Annotated in this window: 16 protein-coding genes and 1 pseudogene; 5 read left to right on the top strand and 12 right to left on the bottom strand. The window is 69.1% G+C overall.

The annotated features are described in order from the left end of the window. Window positions 1-46: 46 nt before the first annotated feature. The 6 genes and pseudogenes from AB5J62_RS23510 to AB5J62_RS23485 form a co-directional block, all read right to left on the bottom strand. A complete protein-coding gene (locus AB5J62_RS23510; protein ID WP_370942078.1) occupies window positions 47-1,075 on the bottom strand; it encodes a LacI family DNA-binding transcriptional regulator in 1,029 nt (342 codons plus the stop codon). Window positions 1,076-1,102: 27 nt separating this feature from the next. Continuing rightward, complete coding sequence (locus AB5J62_RS23505; protein ID WP_370942077.1) at window positions 1,103-2,545, bottom strand: chondroitinase-B domain-containing protein; 1,443 nt, start codon at window positions 2,543-2,545, stop codon at window positions 1,103-1,105. 13 nt (window positions 2,546-2,558) lie between these two features. Then, window positions 2,559-3,848, bottom strand: a pseudogene (locus tag AB5J62_RS23500) (alpha-L-fucosidase); the annotation flags it as partial. A gap of 19 nt (window positions 3,849-3,867) precedes the next feature. Then, window positions 3,868-4,734: a carbohydrate ABC transporter permease gene (locus tag AB5J62_RS23495; protein WP_370942076.1), complete on the bottom strand. Its 867-nt coding sequence runs from the start codon at window positions 4,732-4,734 to the stop codon at window positions 3,868-3,870. Next, window positions 4,731-5,690 carry a carbohydrate ABC transporter permease gene (locus AB5J62_RS23490; RefSeq protein WP_370942075.1) on the bottom strand — a complete coding sequence of 320 codons (960 nt, stop codon included), beginning with the start codon at window positions 5,688-5,690 and terminating at the stop codon, window positions 4,731-4,733. Before AB5J62_RS23490 ends, AB5J62_RS23495 begins: the two co-directional genes overlap by 4 nt. After that, the gene (locus tag AB5J62_RS23485; protein ID WP_370942074.1) at window positions 5,687-7,015 is read right to left on the bottom strand and encodes an ABC transporter substrate-binding protein; all 1,329 of its coding nucleotides are present in this window, start codon (window positions 7,013-7,015) and stop codon (window positions 5,687-5,689) included. The genes AB5J62_RS23490 and AB5J62_RS23485 overlap by 4 nt, the downstream gene beginning before the upstream one ends. Window positions 7,016-7,198: 183 nt before the next feature. On the opposite strand from AB5J62_RS23485, the gene AB5J62_RS23480 reads away from it, so the two are divergent. After that, the gene (locus AB5J62_RS23480; RefSeq protein WP_370942073.1) at window positions 7,199-8,206 is read left to right on the top strand and encodes a hydroxyacid dehydrogenase; all 1,008 of its coding nucleotides are present in this window, start codon (window positions 7,199-7,201) and stop codon (window positions 8,204-8,206) included. 68 nt (window positions 8,207-8,274) lie between these two features. Beyond that, window positions 8,275-8,721, top strand: a complete 447-nt coding sequence (locus tag AB5J62_RS23475; protein ID WP_370942072.1) for a hypothetical protein — start codon at window positions 8,275-8,277, stop codon at window positions 8,719-8,721. 49 nt (window positions 8,722-8,770) lie between these two features. Here the strand turns inward: AB5J62_RS23475 and AB5J62_RS23470 are convergent, their stop codons facing one another. Both AB5J62_RS23470 and AB5J62_RS23465 read right to left on the bottom strand, forming a co-directional pair. Continuing rightward, complete coding sequence (locus tag AB5J62_RS23470; RefSeq protein WP_370942071.1) at window positions 8,771-10,066, bottom strand: MFS transporter; 1,296 nt, start codon at window positions 10,064-10,066, stop codon at window positions 8,771-8,773. A 4-nt stretch (window positions 10,067-10,070) separates the two neighbouring features. After that, on the bottom strand, window positions 10,071-10,895 hold the full coding sequence (locus AB5J62_RS23465) for a MurR/RpiR family transcriptional regulator (protein ID WP_370942070.1): 825 nt from the start codon (window positions 10,893-10,895) through the stop codon (window positions 10,071-10,073). 83 nt (window positions 10,896-10,978) lie between these two features. Here AB5J62_RS23465 and AB5J62_RS23460 point away from each other — a divergent pair, with 83 nt between their 5' ends. Further along, on the top strand, window positions 10,979-12,430 hold the full coding sequence (locus AB5J62_RS23460; RefSeq protein ID WP_370942069.1) for an aromatic amino acid ammonia-lyase: 1,452 nt from the start codon (window positions 10,979-10,981) through the stop codon (window positions 12,428-12,430). A gap of 86 nt (window positions 12,431-12,516) precedes the next feature. Here AB5J62_RS23460 and AB5J62_RS23455 read toward each other — a convergent pair whose 3' ends face one another. Continuing rightward, window positions 12,517-13,296: an inositol monophosphatase gene (locus tag AB5J62_RS23455; RefSeq protein ID WP_370942068.1), complete on the bottom strand. Its 780-nt coding sequence runs from the start codon at window positions 13,294-13,296 to the stop codon at window positions 12,517-12,519. 10 nt (window positions 13,297-13,306) lie between these two features. After that, a complete protein-coding gene (locus AB5J62_RS23450) occupies window positions 13,307-14,302 on the bottom strand; it encodes an NAD-dependent epimerase/dehydratase family protein (protein WP_370942067.1) in 996 nt (331 codons plus the stop codon). Between the two features lie 199 nt (window positions 14,303-14,501). On the opposite strand from AB5J62_RS23450, the gene AB5J62_RS23445 reads away from it, so the two are divergent. Next, a complete protein-coding gene (locus AB5J62_RS23445) occupies window positions 14,502-15,383 on the top strand; it encodes an aminoglycoside phosphotransferase family protein (RefSeq protein WP_370942066.1) in 882 nt (293 codons plus the stop codon). A 58-nt stretch (window positions 15,384-15,441) separates the two neighbouring features. Here the strand turns inward: AB5J62_RS23445 and AB5J62_RS23440 are convergent, their stop codons facing one another. Beyond that, on the bottom strand, window positions 15,442-16,140 hold the full coding sequence (locus tag AB5J62_RS23440; protein ID WP_370942065.1) for a response regulator: 699 nt from the start codon (window positions 16,138-16,140) through the stop codon (window positions 15,442-15,444). Further along, window positions 16,128-17,399 (bottom strand): sensor histidine kinase, encoded by a 1,272-nt coding sequence (locus AB5J62_RS23435; protein ID WP_370942064.1) that lies wholly within the window; start codon window positions 17,397-17,399, stop codon window positions 16,128-16,130. The genes AB5J62_RS23440 and AB5J62_RS23435 overlap by 13 nt, the downstream gene beginning before the upstream one ends. Before the next feature lie 107 nt (window positions 17,400-17,506). Between AB5J62_RS23435 and AB5J62_RS23430 the strand changes: the two genes are divergently transcribed. Then, window positions 17,507-18,235 carry an ABC transporter ATP-binding protein gene (locus tag AB5J62_RS23430; protein ID WP_370942063.1) on the top strand — a complete coding sequence of 243 codons (729 nt, stop codon included), beginning with the start codon at window positions 17,507-17,509 and terminating at the stop codon, window positions 18,233-18,235. Window position 18,236: the final 1 nt, after the last annotated feature.

Below are 18,236 nucleotides of genomic sequence, written 5' to 3'. Positions count from 1 at the left end.
CTTTCCCATGGTAGGTCGGCGCAGGTTTTACCCGAGCACAGCACCCCTAACGGGCTGTGCTCTCCCGTAGTACGACCTCGCCGGTCACCTGATGCACCCGCGGCTCCCCGAGCCGGTCGGAGAGCGCGAATTCGAAGGCCTTCTCACCCATGGACTCGATCGGCACGCGCACCGTCGAGAGTGAGGGCCTGATGTCCCGCAGCGTGATGATGTCGTCGAACCCGGCGACCGCGATGTCCTGCGGCACGCGCAGGCCGCGGTCACGGCAGGCGGCCATGGCGCCGACGGCCATCACGTCGTTCACCGCGAAGACGCAGCCGTCGCGGAAACCCCCGTCGATCAGCCGCACCATGGCCTGGTAGCCGCCGTCGCGGGTGAACACCGTGTGCAGCACCTGTTTCGGCGGCAGCGTGAGCCCTTGGTGGCCGAGCGCCTCGCGGAAACCGGTCACCCGGTCCCGCGAGGTCAGCAGCTCCGGCGGCCCGGCGAGCACCGCGAACGAGCGATGCCCGAGACCGGCGAGGCCCTTGGCCAGATCGGCCGCGCCCCGCCGGTTCTCGAGCATGACGGTGTCGAACGGCAGCTTCCGCTGGCCGATCACCACCGCGCGGCCCTCGGCCGCTTCGAACGCGCGCAGCTCGTCGGTCAGCCGTCGCTGCAGCGACCGGTTCTCGACCCGCGAACCGGCCAGGATGACCGCCCTGGCCCGCTGCCCGCGCAGGGTCGAGACGTACTCCAGTTCGTTCTCCGGGTGGTTCGCCGTGCTGGCGATGGTCACCGTGAGCCGGTGCTGGGCCGCCACCCGCATGACGCCGGCGGCGATCGAGGAGAAATACGGGTCGACGATGTCGTGGACCAGCAGCCCGACCACGGTGCCGCGCCCGCGCGCCATCGCCTGCGCTGGCCCGTTCGCGGTGTACTGCAGCCGTCTCGCCGCCTGGAGCACGGACTTCCGCAGCTCACCGCCGACCTGGCGGTTGCCGCCGTTGAGCACGCGTGACGCCGTCGCCAGCGACACGCCAGCCTCACGGGCGACGTCGGCCAAGGTCGCGGAACCCGCGACGCGCTGCGGCATGCTTTCCTCCTCGATCTGCCAGCCGGTTTACGGAGCGTTGGGCCCGACGTCCGCGGTGGTGAGCGGGTGCGCGCACGGCCCGCAGGTGCTGTACTCGTCGGCGCCGACGTCCCGCTGGGAACCACGGGTCTGGCCGTCGAGGTCCGTGGTGACCGGCGCGGGGGAGTAGGTCGCCGCGTTGATCGCCGGGCTGCCCGCCAAGAGCCGCGAGATCCCGTCGGAACCCACCGCCAGCAACGGGTTGGCCCTGGTGAAGGTACCCGCCGGGATGTTGCCGTCGGCCGCGGCGCCGTAAAGGATGTTGCCGGACCAGGTGAAGCTCGTGGTGTTGCCCATGGCCACCAGGTCGCCGGTGGCGCCGACGAACAGGTTGTCCACGATCTTGCAGAAGCTCGGCTCGAACGGGCGGCTGGTCTCGCCGGACAGCGTGCTGGTGTTGTTCAGCAACGTGTTGTGCGCGATGAGCACCCGGTCGGCCGCGTCGTTGCCACGCCGCGCGGCGTCGGACTCGCCGGGCACGTGGTCGCGTTCGGTCCCGCTGCCGACCACCAGTGCGCGGCTCTTCGGGTCCGTGAGGCCCGACAGGTAGTTGTTGACGATGACGTGGTCGTTGCCGTAGATCCGGATGCCCTCTTTGCCGTCCAGGATGTAGTTCGACTCGACCCGGGTGCCGTTGCCGTGGCGCAGCACGATGCCGCCGATGCTGTTGCGGATGGTGTTGTTGCGGATCGTGTTGCCGGACGACTTGACCGAGATCGCCTCGGGGTCGCCGTTGGCCCGCTCGAACAGGTTGTACTCGACCGTGGCGCCCGCGACGCTCAGCGCGCGCTTGCTGATGCCCAGGCGGATCGGCTCGCCGCCGTTGTCGCCGGGGAAGAAGTGGTCGGAGAAGTAGTTGCGGTAGATGTGCACGCGCTGGGCCATGGCGGTGTCGCCGTCGCCTTCGACGCCGAGGAAGATGCCGAGCGTGGTCTTGTTGTGGAAGTGGTTGCGGTCGACCTTCGTGTCGTCCGCGCGGACCATCACCCAGTGCAGGCCCTCGATGTCCGCGAACTGTAGGTCGTTGCGGGTCAGCCGGATGTGCGAGTTGGACGGCGCGATGTCGAGTGTGGTGCTCTGGCGCAACGAGAAGCCGCTGATGGTGATCCACGACGAGTTGCTGATGACGAAGGTGTTCTCGCCGCGCAGGATCGCGCCGCCGCGCGACTGCGAGACGATGGTGATCGGGAAGTCTTCGTCACCGTTCTTGTTGGCCACGGTGATCTGGCCGCCCGCGGGCACGGTGTAGTCACCGTTCGCGAGGGTGATCACGGTGCCGGGGGTGGCCGAGTTGATCGCGTTTTGCAGCGCGGTCAGCGAATTGACGGTCACCCCCTGGGTGGTGGCTGACGCGGACGTGGTCGTCAACCACGGCACTGTGGCCACCACCGCGCCGAGCGCGGCGGCGTTGAGGAACGTTCTGCGATCCATGATGACTCCAATGTCATTCAGCGGAAGGAGTGAGAAACAGTTCGACGACGGGGACAGGGGTGTTCGGCTTGCGCGTCGGCAGCCGGATTGTGAGCGTGCCCTCGGGCTGCCCGCCCATCCGGGTGTTCTGCGCCTGCCGGTTCGGGTCGATCTTGACCAGCTCGATTTCCGAGGCGTCGGTCAGCAGCTGGGCGTAGCGCACGCGCCCGGCCAGCCCCGGCAGGTGCACGTGGTTCAGCGGCCAGGCGAACAGGTGGAGATAAAGCCGGTCACCGCGCTGGGTGAACCGGGTGTCGGAGGGCGCGGTGAACTCGGACGGTCCGCAGCCGTAGATCGCCTTGTCGTGGCGGTCCATCCAAGTACCCAGTTCGGCGAGCACCGCGCGCGCTTCCGGGTCGATCTCGCCGCGGCCGTTCGGGCCGACGTTGAGCAGCAGGTTGCCGTCCTTCGAAACGCCGTCGACCAGCATCCGGATCAACAGCTCCGGGGTCTTCCAGTCGAGGTTGTCGCGGTCGTAACCCCAGCTGCCGTTGAGCGTCTGGCACGCCTCCCACACCACCGGGACGCCGTCGCGGGTCATCGGGCCGGACGGCTGGTACTGCTCCGGGGTGATGAAGTCGCCGGGGACGCCGGTGCGGTCGTTGACCAGGATGCCCGGCTGCAGCTCGCGGACCAGCTCGAGCAGCGCGGGCGCCGCCCAGGCGTCCGCGCCCTTGCCGCCCCACCATTCTTCGCGTCCCTCGTAGGAGAAGTCGAAGAACAGGTAGTCGATCGTGCCGTAGCGAGTCAGCAGCTCACGGACCTGGCCGTGCAGGTACTTCTGGTACTCGACGATGTCGCGGTCTTTGTTGGCCTCGATGTACTCGGCGTCGTCGCGGCGCGGGTGCGTGCCGTCGATCGGGAACGACGGGTGGTGCCAGTCGATCAGCGAGTGATAGAAGCCGACCTTGAGCCCCTCGTCGCGCAAGGCCTCGACGTACGGTCCCAGCAGGTCCTTGCCGTACGGGGTGTTCTTGACCGAGAAGTCCGTGAGATCGCTGTCCCACAGGCAGAATCCGTCGTGGTGCTTGGTGGTGAGCACGACGTAGCGCATCCCGGCGGCCTTGGCCGCGCGCGCCCACTCGCGCGGGTCGTACTTGTCCGGCTCGAAGTGGTCGAAGTAGACGCGGTACTGCTCGTCGGTCAGCTTTTCGCGGTTCTGGACCCATTCGTGCCGTGCGGCCAACGAGTACAGTCCCCAGTGGACGAACATGCCGAAGCGGTCGTGGGTGAACCAGGTCTTGTCGGTGGTACTCAACGGAGTTTTGCTCCTTTGTGGATACTCAGCCCTTGAGCGCGCCCGAGGCGAGGCCCCGGACGAACGAGCGCTGGAAGAACAGGAACGCGGCGACCGAGGGCAGCAGCGCCAGCAGCGACGCCGCCATGATCACGCCGGGCGTGACGTCGGGGTCCACGCGCAGCGTGCGCAGCGCCAGCGGCAGCGTGTAGGTCGACGAGTCGGTCGAGACGAGCAGTGGCAGCAGGTACTGGTCCCAGATCATGGTGAACCCGAACACGCCGATCACGCCGAGCGCCGGCCTGCACATCGGCAGGATGATCTGCGCGAAGATGCGCAGGTCACCGGCGCCGTCGATGCGGGCGGCCTCTTCGAGTTCGCGGGGCACGTCCTTCATGAACTCGGTCATCACCAGGATCGAGAACGCCCACGCGCCCAGCGGCACGATGACACCGGCCAGGCTGCCGATCAGGTTGATGTGCAGCACCGGGATGTCCGACAGGATCAGCGAAAGCGGGATCGCCAGGATCTCCTCGGGCAGCATGAGCGTCGCGAGGATGGCGACGAACACCAGCGACATGAACCGGAACTTCTTGCGCGCCAGCGCGTAGCCCGCCATCACCGAGACCGCCACCTGCAGCAGCAGGCCGAATCCGACAATGAAGAACGAGTTCAGCAGGTACTTGCCGACACCCAGGTTCCAGGCGATGCCGAAGTTGCCCAGCGTCGGGCTCGACGGGACCACGCTGAGCGCGGTCGGGTCGGTGACGTCGTTGAACGAGCTGACCAGCAGCGCCAGCAGCGGGCCCGCGAAGACGAGCAGCAGCAGCGCGTAAAGGAAGAACTTCAGCACGCGCCCGAGCGGGGACTTGACGGCCTCGAGGCCGAGCGCGCTGTCGTGGGTTGAGGTCATGCGTCCCGCCTCCGCCGGATGATCTGGACGAACAGGGTGAGCAGGAGCGTCAGCAGGAACAACAGCACGGCTCCCGCCGCGCCGACGCCCAGCCGGTTCTGTTCCAGGCCGAGTTTGTAGATCAAGGTCATCGCCACCTCGGTCGAGCCGTTCGGCCCGCCGTTGGTGAGCAGGAAGACCTCGGTGAACACGCGCAGGCCGCGGATCGCGGCGAGCACGAACAGGATCGAGAAGACCGAGCGCAGGCCGGGCAGCGTGACGTGCAGGATCTTGCGCCAGCGGGACGCGCCGTCGACGGTCGCCGCCTCGTAGAGTCCCCGGTCGATGCCTGCCAGGCCGGCCAGGAAGATCATCATGTCGTAGGGCGCCCCGCGCCAGATGCCGGTGATGATCACCGAGACCAGCGAGCTGTCCGGGTCGTTGATGTAACCCGACGGCCCCAGCCCGACCAGGCCGAGGATCGAGTTGAGCATCCCGTCCTCTGTCGGGTGGTACATGATCCGCCACAGCTCGGCGACCACCGCGATCGGCACCACCACCGGCAGGAACGACGCCGTGCGGAGGAACTTGAGCTTCTTGCTCTGACCCTCCATCAGCAGCGCCAGCGCCAGGCCGAGGACCATCGAGCCGACGGTCTGGCCGACCGCGATCACCACGGTGTGCCACAGCGCGGTGTGGAACGCGTCGTCGCCGAGCACGTACTCGTAGTTCTGCGTGCCGACCCACTGGTTGCCCAGGTACGGCTGGACGTCCTGGAAGGACATCACCACCGCGGTGATCATCGGGATGAACTTGAAGTAGATGAACAGGATCAGCGCGGGCGCCAGGAAGACCCAAGGGGTCCACCAGTGGCCGTCGCGCCCGGTGCGGCGCTTGCGTGCCTTCGCGGTGGGAAGCCGCTGACCGACGGGACGGCGGTCGCCGTCGGTCAGCGGACGTGCGTGGTCGACCGTCATGACGAGGCGATCCCCTGCTGCTTCAGCGTCTCGGCCAGCTTGGCGTCCAGCTTGGCCAATTCGGCCTTGGTGTCGAGTTTGCAGTCGGCGATCAGCGAGCTGATGGTGTCGGCGGAGTCCTGCCTGACCGGGGTCCAGTTCGGGATCGACGGGACGTAGTGGCCCGAGTTCGTGAAGATGTCGTTGTAGGTCTTCCAGCGGGCGTCGGGGCGCTGCTGGGTGATGTCGACCTTCTTGTTGATCGGCAGCTGCACGATCGGGCCCGCGTCGCCCTCCATGCCGATCTTCTGGCCTTCGGGGGAGATGGCGAAGTCGGCAAAGGCGTCCTGGCCTGCCTGGTTCGGCGAACCGGCCATCAGGTACAGGCCGTTGCCCTCGGCGAGCACGTCGGCGTTCTTCGCGCCCTTCGGCATCGGGACGACCTCGTACTTGTCCTTGCCCAGTGACTTGTCGAACCGGGAGAGCAGGTAGGAGGCGACGACGTACATGCCGCCCTTGCCCGCTTCGAACAGGTCGTTGGTCGCCGGGGTGGCCATGGAGACCGAACCGGGTTGCATCACGTTGTCCTTGCAGGCCAGGTCGCGGAACCACTGCACGGCGGCGACCGACTCGGGGGTGCTCATCGCGGGCTTGTACTTGCCGTCGCCCTGCTTGGCGATGAAGTCGCCGCCCGCGGCCCACAGGAAGTTCGAGAAGTACCAGGAGGCGTAGCCACGCTTGGTCGACATCGTCGTGACCAGGCCCGCCGTGTCGTTCTTGCCGTTCCCGTCCGGGTCCTGCGTGGCGAAGGCCTTGCCGAGGCTGACGATTCCGGCCCAGTCCTGGGGCACCGGCTGGCCGAGCTTCTCGCGCCAGTCCTTGCGGATGAGCAGCGCCGCGGCCTGCGCCGAGAACGGCAGGCCGTACTGCTTGCCGTCCGGCGTCTTGGTCGCGTTGAGGCCCTGTTCGATGACATCGGGCGCGTTCTTGAGCTTGCTCAGGTCCACTTCGCGAAGCAGCCCCTGGGTCTTCATCGTGCCGAGCTGCGCGACGTCGTTCAGCACGATGTCCGGCAGGTCGCGCTGGGCGGCGCGCTGGGCGAGCTTCGTCTCGAAGTCGTCGAAGATCGCGGTGACGGTGACCTTGAACCCGGACGCCTTCTCGAAGGCCTCGGCGAGCCGCTTGGTGGCCGCTTCACCGGCCTGACCGGGGGTCGTGCGGGTCCACAGTTCCAGTGGCGCCTTGGTGTCCTGCGCGACGTTCGTACCCGCCGGACTGCCGGAGCAGCCTGTGAGGACCAGTGCCGAGACGATGAGTCCGGCGCCGACCCGTCGCGATTTGCGCATCGCTTCTCCCGTTGATCAAATGACCGCGCTGTCTGTTGGGGAGGGACGGTAAGCGCTTTCCCGGCCACCGGTCAATGGTCTGATGATTACGAATCTTTCGTAAGGAGAATTACCCGATCAGGGGGACGGTCCGGGTTACTCTGGGTACAGGGGTCGGATGTATGGTCGCTTCCGGAGGCGAAAATGACGCTTGAACAGCACCGGCCGGTGGCCTTGCTCGTGATGGAGGAACGGCGCCGTGACGATGTGTACCCGAAGGTGGTGCGCGAGGAGCTCGAACGGCTGACGCACTGGCGCGAGCCGGTCACCCGCGAGCGGCTCGCGGCCGACCCGTCCGTTTTGGACGGTGTCGAGGTGCTGCTGTCCGGCTGGGGTGCCCCCGTGCTCGACTCCGTCCTGTTGGGACACGCGAACAGCCTGCGCGCGGTACTGGTCGCGGCGGGCTCGGTCCGCCCGCTGACCACGCCCGAGTTCTGGGCCCGCGAGATCCCGATCGTGTCGGCCGCGTCGGCCAACGCGATCCCGGTCGCCGAGTTCACCCTCGCGCAGATCATCCTGGGCCTGAAGCAGGTGCACCGCGTCGCCCGCGAGCTGCGCGAACGCCAGGCGTACCCCGCGGACCCCCACGTGCCCGGCGGCTACCGCTCGAAGGTCGGCCTGCTCGGCCTCGGCGAGATCGGCGCGCTCGTCGCCTCCCACCTGCGTAACTTCGACGTCGAGGTGCTCGCCAGCGACCCGGTCGTCGACGCCTCGACGGCCGACGGCCTGGGCGTCCGCCTGGTCGAGCTGGACGAGCTGTTCGCGTCGTGCTCGGTGGTCAGCCTGCACGCGCCGCTGCTCCCGGAGACCGAAGGCCTGGTGAACGGCAAACTCGTCGCCAGCCTCGAACCCGGCGCGACCCTGATCAACACCGCCCGTGGCGCGGTCGTCGACGAGGCGTCGGTCATCCCCGTGCTCGCCGAGCGCCAGGACCTCACGGCCATTCTGGACGTCACGTTCCCGGAGCCCCCGGTCGCGGGTTCGCCGCTGTACACGCTGCCCAACGTCGTCGTGACACCGCACCTGGCCGGTGCGCTGAGCGCCGAGCGCGGCCGGATGGGCGAGCTCGTCACGGCCGAGCTGCGCCGCCTGATCCAGGGCGAGCCGCTGCGGCACGCGGTCGTGCCCGCGGCCGCGCACCTGCGTGCTTGAGTCCTGGGCGGGATCTGGGCGCGTCGTCGGGCAGGCTCCTCACCGAATCTCGGATGAGGGGAAAGCGAATGCGCGCATGGATGACTCGATGCCTGACGACCGCGGCCGTGGCCGGTGCCCTGCTGGGTTCCGTGACGGTGGGGGCGCAGGCGTCGACTCAGGCGCCGGCGGCGGAGTCCGGCCGGTGCAAGGGTTTCGTGGAGGTCGACCGGCATGAGCTGCGGAACGCCTCGCACGCCCTGTTCGGCACGGTCGTCCTGTATTGGAACGCCACGTACCAGATGAACTGCGTCGCGACGTTCAAATCCGCGGCCTACGGCGTTGCCACGCACACCAACGCCTACGTGTGCACCAAGAACGGCAGCAAAGAGGTGTGCAGCATCGACAACGGCAACTTCCGTTTCCTCGCGGAAACGCACCCGCTGAAGTCGCCGGGCTGTGTGCGCTGGGGTGGCCTGGTGACCGGCATCGACGGGTTCAGCGTCGCGGTCAACAAGCCCTACGGCCACTGCTGAGGCCTCGTGAGTGGTACGGCCGGTTAGAACCGGCCGTACCACTCACGACCTAGTCGAGGGCGGCCGTCTTGGTCTCGGGCGCCCAGAAGATCGAGACGACCAGGCCGCCCACCAGCACCACGGTCAGCGCGAGCATGGTGCTCGAGAAGCCGAAGGCGTCGAAGCTGAGCGGCAGCAGGAACGTGCCGATCGCCGAGCCGATGCGGCTCATGCCGTTGAGCAGGCCGACGCCGGAGCTGCGCAGCTCGGTCGGGAACAGCTCCGGCGGATACACCTGGTCGAGGTTCACCGCGGCGGACATGGTGAAGGTGAACACCAGGAACAGCGGGAAGAGCACGACGGTCGGCGCGTCCGGCCAGACGGCCATCGGCGCGAGTGACAGGGTGAGCACGACGAACGACCAGATCGTCAAGCCGCGCCTGGACATCTTCGCGACGAACCACAGGCCGGCGACGCTGCCCGCCAGCAGGAAGACGTTCAGCACGCTGTCGGCGAAGAAACCTTCCTCGCCGACGCCGATCTTCACCAGCACGAGCGGCAGGAAGGTGTAGATCGCGAAGTACGGGATGACCTGCGCGTTGTAGAACACGACGCCGAAAGTCGTGTTGCGGCGGTATTTCGGGCCGAACAGCTCGCGGTATTTGGCCTTGCGCTCGGAGACGTGGTCGCGGGCGAACGTCTCGAAGTCCACGTTCGGGCCTGCGAAACGGCGGACGACTTCGCGGGCTTCTTCGATCTTTCCCTTGCTGAGCAACCATCGCGGGGACTCGGGAGTGCCGATGCGCAGCAGTACCACGGCGATCGCGGGCAGTGAACTGCTCGCCAGCAGCCAGCGCCAGGAGTCGCCGCCCAGCCCGGTCATGTAGTTGCCGAAGAAGAAGGCCGCGACGTAGCCGACGGTCCACAGCACGGTGAGCGAGGCGAGCAGGCCGCCGCGATAGCGCCGTGGCACGAATTCCGCGACGAGTGTCGGGCCGAGCGCGTAGTCGGCGCCGATCCCGATGCCGATCAGCAGGCGCAGCACGAACAGCTCGGCGGGGCTGTGCACGAACAGTTCCGCCGCCGAAGCGGCCGCGATCAGCAGGAAGTCCCACAGGTACAGGCGCTGGCGGCCGATGCGGTCGGCGCCCCAGCCGACCAGGATGCTGCCCAGGAAGATCCCGATCAGCGCGGACGCGCCGAGCAGGCCGGTCCACACCGAGCCGAAACCCATGCCGGTGGCGATCATCGGCAGTGCCACGCCGATGATGCCGAGCTCGTAGCCGTCGGAGAAGTTCGCGCAGAAGGTCAGCGCGGTGATCCGGAGATGGAACCGGTTGAGCGGCACGTCGTCGTAGGCCGTCAACGGCTCAGTCGGCGAGGAAGAGTTCCCGCTCTGCTGCGTATTCTTCAAAGCTTTCCAATCTCTGCTGCGCGACGGCGCCCGCTGCCGCGGTCATCGCCTCGAGGAGAACGGCCGTCAGCGACATGACGGCGGCGTGTGAGTCGAAGACGAGCTCCGTGGCGACGCCGGCGCTGAGCACGTCGTCCGCGTCGGGGGTCAGCGGGGACACGGACTTGTCGGTCACCAGCACGGTGTGCAGGCCGAGGTCGTTGGCCTGCAGCAGTGCGTCTCTCGCCTCACGCGGGTAACGCGGGAGCGCGAACAGGATCGCCGAGCGCGCCCCGCGTCGGCGGGCCTGCCGGAGCCGGTCGCCCAGCACACTGCCGCCGCTGTCGAGCACGTGGACGTCCGGATGGATCTTCGCCGCGAGGTAGCCGAACAACGTCGCGGGCGCGGCCGAGACGCGGAAACCCATGACCACCAGCGGATCGGACTTCATCAGCCGCTTGGCGACCGCGCGCAGCCTGCGCTCGTCGGCCAGTGTCGACCGCAGCTCCGCGAGGTTGCGCAGATCGGCGTCGACGCCCTCCTGGAACCGCGAGCCGCTGTCCGGCGACGGGGGAGTGCGGCCCGTCTGGCGCAGATGCCGCCGGAACGCGCCGTAGCCGTCGAAGCCGAGCAGCGCGACGAACCTGGTCACCGACGGCTGGCTCACCTCGGCCCGTTCGGCCAGCTCGGTGCTGGTGAGGTACGCGGCGTCCTCGCCGTTGGCCAGCAGGTAGCTCGCGATCCGCCGCTGCGCGGGCGTGAACCGGTGCTCGGCGAAAATCTCGTGCAGTGACCGGGTCACTCGGGGTCACCACCCTTGCCAGCTCGACGAATGAAGAGTTTCATGCAGCATCAAGAGTGAATGGAAGGTTGTCAAGGGTGGCCATGACCGACAGCAGCCGGATCAAGATCGACGGCGCCGGGCTGCGCTGTGCCGACGTCGTCCGCATCGCCCGCCGCAGCGCCTCGGCCGACCTCGACCAGCAAGCGCTGGAACGGGTGGAGAAGGCGCACGAGCTGGCGGTGGACAGCGGCGCGAAACGTGCGGTCTACGGCCGGACCACCGGCGTCGGCGCCAACCGGCACACCGTGGTCGACCCGGGTTCGGCCGACCAGCACGGGCTGCGGCTGCTGCGCAGCCACGCCGGCGGCACCGGCGACCCGCTGCCGGAAGCCGTCGTGCGCTCCGCGCTGGTCATCCGCCTCAACCAGCTCGCCGCGGCAGGCAGCGGCGTCCATCCCCGGCTGCTGCACGCACTGGAAACCGCGCTGCGCGTCGGCGCGGTGCCGCTGGTCCATTCCCGCGGCGCGATCGGCACCGGCGACCTCACCGCGCTCGCCGAGATCGCCCTGACGCTCGCCGGCCAGCGACCATGGGCGGCGGGCTCACTCGAACCGGTCGCGATCAGCCCCGGCGACGCGCTCGCGTTCATCTCCAGCAACGCCGCGACCCTCGCCGAAGCCGTACTCGCCTGGGACGACGTCCGACGGCTGCTGCACGCCAGCCAGGTCGTCGCCGCGCTGTCGTTCTGCGCGCTCGGCGGCTCACTCGAGGCCTATTCGGACCGGGTGCACGCCGCCCGCCCGCACCCCGGCTCAGTCCGCTGCGCCGCCCAGATGCGCCACCTGCTGCCGGGCCCCGGCGAGCTCCCACCGGGCAGGCGACTGCAGGATCCGTTCGGGCTACGTGCTTTCCCGCAGGTGCACGGCCCCGCGCTCGACGCGGTCGACGCGCTGGAGCGGGTGCTGGCCATCGACCTCAACGCGGCGGCCGAGAACCCGCTGATCGACATCGACACCGAGGACGTCTACCACCACGGCCAGTTCTCCACCGCCTACCTGGCACTCACCCTCGACCACCTGCGCGCGGCACTGCACCACGTCGCCGAGCTTTCGGTCGCCAGGCTGAGCGACCTGGTCGAGCCCGACCTCACCGGCCTGCCCCCGTTCCTGGCGAACGGCCCGGCCGGCAGCTCGGGGATCATGATCCTGGAGTACGTCGCCCACGACGCGCTCGGCCAGCTCCGCCACACGGCCGCGCCGGTGACACTCGGCACCGCGGTGATCTCCCGCGGTCTGGAGGACCACGCGAGCTTCTCCAGCCAGGCGGTGCGCAGCACGGTCGCGGCGGCGGGCGCCTACCGGACCGTGCTCGCCTGCGAACTGCTCGGCGCCGTCCGCGCGCTGCGCATGGCGGGCACGGAGCTGCCACCCGCTCCGGTGCGCGACGCGCTGGAACTGGCCACCGCGCGGCTGCCGTTCGTCGAAGAAGACCATTCGTTGAGCGAGGAAGTCGAACTGGCCGAGAAGCTGGTGGACGCACTCGCGAAGTACTGATCTGGGTGCGGCCGAACCACACAAAGGCCACCCATGTAACGCTGAGCGTGACATGGGCCCCCTTTGTCACGTCCGAGGCTTCTCGCTCAGTGGATGACGTCCTGCAACAGCGAATGTAACCCGGGCGCGGCCGTGCAGATCGTGAAGTTCGTGTCGATGGCTCGGGCGAGCGGGGTGTAGTCGAGCGGTGCGCCGGCGAAATCGGTGTAGGTGATCCCAGCCTCCTCCAGCAGCACGTGCGGCGCCACGCTGTCCCAGATCCGCGTCGCGCGGTTGAGCGAGGCGCCGTACGCGCCGGTCGCGACCTGGATCAGGTCGAAGCAGCTGTTGGCCATGCGGAGACCTCGGCAGCGGGTCGCCAGCACGGCCGCGATCCTGAAGTCCTCCTGCGCGAACTCGCTGTCGCCGTCGATGCCGTAGGCGATCAGGGACGCGCCGAGGTCGGTGGCGGCCGGCGCCCGGAACCTCGTGCCGTCGCGGAAGGCGCCTTCGCCGCATTGGGCGAGGTAGAACTCGCCCAATGCGGGCAACGCGATGCCGCCCGCCACCGGCACGCCGTCGACGAGCAGCCCGGCCATGATCCCGAACAGCGGGCTGCCCGCCGCGTAGTTGCTGGTGCCGTCGATGGGGTCGATCACCCAGGTGGCGCGCGTGTTTTCGCCGTGGAGGCCGGTTTCCTCGCCGAGGATGCCGTAGCCGGGGTAGGCGGCGCGGATGCGCGTGGTCAGCAGCTCCTCGATCTCGTGGTCGGCGGCGGTGACGACCTGGCTCGGTTCGCCCGGCTTGGTCGTCGAGGCGCCGGGTGTGCGGGGCAGCCGTGCGGCGGCCTCGCGCAGGAGCGAGTCGAGGAAGGGCAGGTGGTTCACAGGGGTGACGTTAGCTCGCCAGCCTGGTCACGTTGCCGAGCCGTTCGCGCATGATCAGGAAATCGCTGTAGCGCGTGCTGGTGAAGTCTTGGTATTCGCCTGCCAGCAAGGCGTTCTTGAGCTCGCGGATGCCGTCGATGAGGTGACGGCTCGCCCGGAAGCCCAGCGCGCGTTCGGACTGGGCGAAGCCGACCCGGTAGTCGCGCGGATCCCGGACTCCTTTGCGGATGTCGAGTTCGACCCCGCCGACCTCCTGCTGGATCGTCCAGCCGACCTCGGCGAGCGAGTAGTTCTCCGCGTCCGAGCCGCAGTTGTGGATTTCGGCTCCGCGGGACGGTTTCGCGGCCACTGCCAGCGTCGCCGCCGCGGCCGCGTCACTCACGTGGACGAAAGGGCGCCATTGCTTTCCGCCGTGCACGGTGATTTTCCGGTCCAGCACCGCTTGCGCGGTCATGAGGTTCACGTCGAGGTCGAATCGCATCCGCGGCGACAGCCCATGGATGGTGGCGAACCGCAGAACGCAAGGTGCGAAATCGTCGCTCCGGCGGGACAGCAGATAGTGCTCGGCCCTGACCTTGGTCTCCGCATAGACGGACTGCGGGTTCAGCGGCGAAAGCACCTCCGCGACCTCACCGCGCGAGACGCCGTAGTTGCTGCAGGTCGACGCGAACACCAGCCGCCGAACTCCGGCCCGCGCGCACGCTTCGGCGACCCGGATCGTCCCGAGATAGTTGGTGTCCCAGGCCAGTTCATGGTTCAGGTCGCAGGCGGCATCACCGGCGATCGCCGCGAGATGCACGACCCCGGCGGCGCCGCGCAGCACCTCTTCCCAGCCCGCCGGATCCCGGACGTCGCCGAAGACCTGGCGGACCCGCTCCGTGTCCGGCGGCATCCGCCTGACCAGGCCGTTGTCCACGACGACCACCTCGTTGCCCCGGTCGGCGAGCCGCTTGACCAGCACGGAGCCGAGGTACCCCAGCCCGCCGGTGACAACGATTTTGGACATGAGCAAACCCCTCGGTTTCGCTGAGGACGATGAAACCCGGCTGAATTCGCCTGTGCTTTTCGCTGAGGGCGCGCATTCCCGGCTTCGAACGTAGCGGCTCGGCCGCTCCGTGGGCAACTTGCAGGGCAGGAACGGAGATTCCGTGCCGGCGCGGAATAATCGGTATGCCGCCGAGCTGGTTCGTGGCCACAATGCCGTGATGGACATGGAAGACGTCAGCGCGCGGTTGGTCGCTCGATTCGGACCCGGCGTCGAGGAATGGACCGCGCGGATCCCGGCGTTCGCCGCGCGGCTCTCGGCGCGCTGGGGGTTCGTGCCCGGCGAGCTGTTCGAAAGCGGGGCCTCGGCGGTCGTCATGCGCTGCCAATGGCCTGACGGAACGCCCGCGGTGCTCAAACTCAGCCCGGATCACGAGCTGCTGGCCAAGCAGGCGGAGATGCTGCGCGTGTTCGCGCCATCGGGCCGGGTACCGGGCGTGCTCGCGCTCGACACGGCGATCGGGGCGATGGCGCTGGAGGAGGTACTGCCGGGCACGATGGCCGAAGACCTGCCGCTGCCGTCACTGCCACGGCTGTGGGGAGACCTGCTCGCGGCGTTGCACGCGGTCACGCCGCCCGCGCGGTGGCCGTGGGACCTGCGTGGGCGGTGCGACGAGTCCTTCACCCGGATCGGCCGTCGGCTGGCCGAACCCGCCATCGCCGCGCGGCTCGATCGGGACCTGTGGCAGCGGGCGACCCGGCGTTGCGACGCATTGCTCGACAGCCAGGGCGAACCCGTGCTGCTGCACGGCGACCTGCACCTCGGTAACGCGCTCGACGGCGGCCCGTCGCGCGGCCTGATCGCGATCGACCCGAAGGCCTGTCTCGGCGATCCGTGCTTCGACGCGGTCGACTACGTGCTGGAAGGCGCCGGCCACGAGGGCGTCGCGGCGCGCTCCGAGCAGGTCGCGACCGCGTGCGGGCTGGACGGGGACCGGCTTTACGCCTGGAGCAAGGCGATCGCGCCGATGCCTGCCATCGCGCACCTCACCTACGACGGCCCGGAGCAGGCGATCGACGAACTCCTCGCGCTGGCTTCTTGACCTGCTCGTCGCTAGGCGGCGTCCAGCTCCCTCGGTTCGATCACCGGGTGAGCCTATGTCAGGCCCGGTCGGGCTTCGCATTTCGGGCACGGTCGAGCCGGGCGCCATCGCGCAGGTAGGTGAGCGTGGCGAGCACGCGCCGGTTGCGGTCCTCGCCGGGCGCGAGCCCGAGCTTCGTGAAGATGTTGCCGATGTGCTTGGTCACCGCGGCTTCGGTGACGACGAGGTGCTCCGCGATGCCCGCGTTGGAGCAGCCCTCCGCGATCAGGGCAAGCACCTCGTGTTCCCGGTTCGTCAGCGCGGACAGCGGCGTGGCGCCGCGTTTCAGCAGCTTGCGCACCACCTCCGGATCGACGACGGTCTCACCCGCAGCCACCCGGCGCAGGACGGCGACGAAGTCCAGCACGTCGCCGACGCGGTCCTTGAGCAGGTAGCCGATGCCGACGCCGCCGCCGGAATCGAGCAGGTCCGAGGCATAGCTCGGTTCGACGAACTGGCTCAGCGCCACCGCCCGCAGCTCCGGGCGGTCCTGGCGCAACTGCACGATCGCGCGCAGTCCTTCGTCGGAGAACCCCGGTGGCATGCGGATGTCGGTGACGACGAGGTCGGGTTCGTGCGCGTCGACGGCCGAGAGCAGTGCTTCCGCGTCGCCGACCGCGGCCACCACCTCGAAGCCGAAGCGGCCGAGCAAGGCGGCGAGACCTTCGCGCAGCAGCGTGCCGTCCTCGGCGAGGACGGTCCGGATCACTGGCCGCATGGGAACTCCGCTCGCACGGTGGTCGGCCCGCCGATCGGGCTGGACAGGGACAGGGTGCCGCCGATGGCCGCGGTCCGGTCGGCCAGCCCGGTCAGCCCGCTGCCGGCGGCGGTGTCCGCGCCGCCGCGGCCGTTGTCGGTGACCTCGACCGTGAGCGTGGCGTGGCCGACCTTCGCGGTGACGTGGATTTCGGTGGCCTGGCTGTGTTTTCCGGCGTTGCTCAACGCCTCGGCGACCACGAAGTACGCCGCGCTTTCCACCACTGTGGACAGTCGATCGGGGATGGCGCAGGCCACGGTCACCGGGGTCGTGGCGCGGTCGGCGAGGTCGTGCAGCGCCGCGGGCAGCCCCAGGTCCGACAACACCTGCGGATGAATATCGTGGATGAACTCACGCAGTTCGGTGAGCAGCTGCTTGGCCTGCGTATGGGCGGCGGCGACCGATACGCTGCCGGGGGAGTCGGGCGGCATTTCGACTTTCGCCAGTCCCAGCTGCAGGATGAGGCTGACGAGCCGCACCTGCGCCCCGTCGTGCAGGTCGCGTTCGATACGGCGCCGCTCCGCCTCGAACGCGGTGACGAGGCGTTCCCGCGAACGGGAGACTTCGACGAGTTCCAGCCTCAGCCCTTCGCCGGACAGCAGTGTCTTGGCGACGGCCGCGTGGAGGCTCGCCAGCGCGGCGGCCAGGTACAACGCCACCGGGATCAGCGCCACGCCCAGCAGCGAGTACGGCAGCGCCTCCGCCACCGTGCTCGCCTGCCCGAGACCGAGCGCGAGCGGACGGCCGGGCGCGACCACCAGCGGGCTGATGATCAGCGAAAGGATCATCAGCATGACCAGGATGAGTGCGACGCTCGGCACCGCGGCGAGCACCAGCGCGACCAGGTAGCCGAGTTCCCGCCAGCTCGACGCCGAGGTGTATCGGTGTTTCCAGCCCGCCGCGGGGTGCGGCCCGCGGACCGGTCCGTTGTGGACCAGCCGCAGCCGCAGGCGTTCGAGCCGAGCCACCGGCAGCGCCACCAGCGGGCCTGCCGCCGTGATCAGCAGCAGCCCGGCGAGCACCGCGAGTACGGTTTCGTCCAGCGTGACCGGGAACCGGGAAAGCAGGTACAGCCAGGGCAGGCACAGCATGGCGAGCGGGACGGCGGCCGGGATGGCGGCCAGTGGCGTGCTCAGCACGTACGCCAAGCCACGCCACGGCCAGCGGGTCAGCAGAAACCGGCGCAGCGCGAGCGAACCCCAGATGGTGCGAGCGGACATCACCCACACCGTAGCCAACGGCGCGCGGGGTAGAGGTTTCTCTACCCCCGACCGGGTGGTCAAGTCCAGTGACACCGGCCCGTCCCGCGCGGTTGGCTGGCCGGGCCATGGAAACAGCACAGCACCGCGCAGCCGTAGAACTGCACCGCGTCACTCGCCGCTACGGCACCTTCGCCGCACTCGACGACGTCAGCCTGACCTGCCCCGCGGGCAGCTGGACCGCCGTCATGGGACCTTCCGGCTCAGGGAAGTCCACCCTGCTGCACTGCGCGGCGGGCCTGGACCAGGTCACCAGCGGACGCGTCCTGCTCGCCGGCCACGACATCACGGCGGCGCCGGACCGCGCGCTCACCGAGCTGCGCCGCCGCACGATCGGGTTCGTGTTCCAGAGCTTCAACCTGATCGGGTCGCTGACGGCCGCGCAGAACGTCGCGTTCCCCGCGAAGCTCGCGGGCACGCGGGTGTCCACAAGCGACATACGACGGGCACTGGCCGCCGTCGGGCTCGCCGATCGCGGCGGGCACCGGCCCCGCGAACTGTCCGGCGGCCAGCAACAGCGGGTCGCCATCGCCCGCGCGATGCTCACCCGTCCGGCCGTGCTGTTCGCCGACGAACCCACCGGCGCGCTCGATTCCACGTCGACGAAGGTGGTGCTGGAGCTGCTGCGTGCGATGGTGCGGACCGTGGGCCAGAGCATCGTCATGGTGACCCACGACCCCGCGGTCGCCGCGTGCGCCGACACCGTGGTCTTCCTGGCCGACGGCCGTGTCGTGGACAGCGTGGACAGGCCGGCGCCGCACGACGTCGCCGGGCGGCTCGCGCGGCTGGAGGGCTGAG

Origin of the sequence: Amycolatopsis sp. cg5, assembly GCF_041346955.1 — a bacterium.
Classification (GTDB): domain Bacteria; phylum Actinomycetota; class Actinomycetes; order Mycobacteriales; family Pseudonocardiaceae; genus Amycolatopsis.
This window is presented reverse-complemented; position numbering and strand designations above follow the sequence as displayed.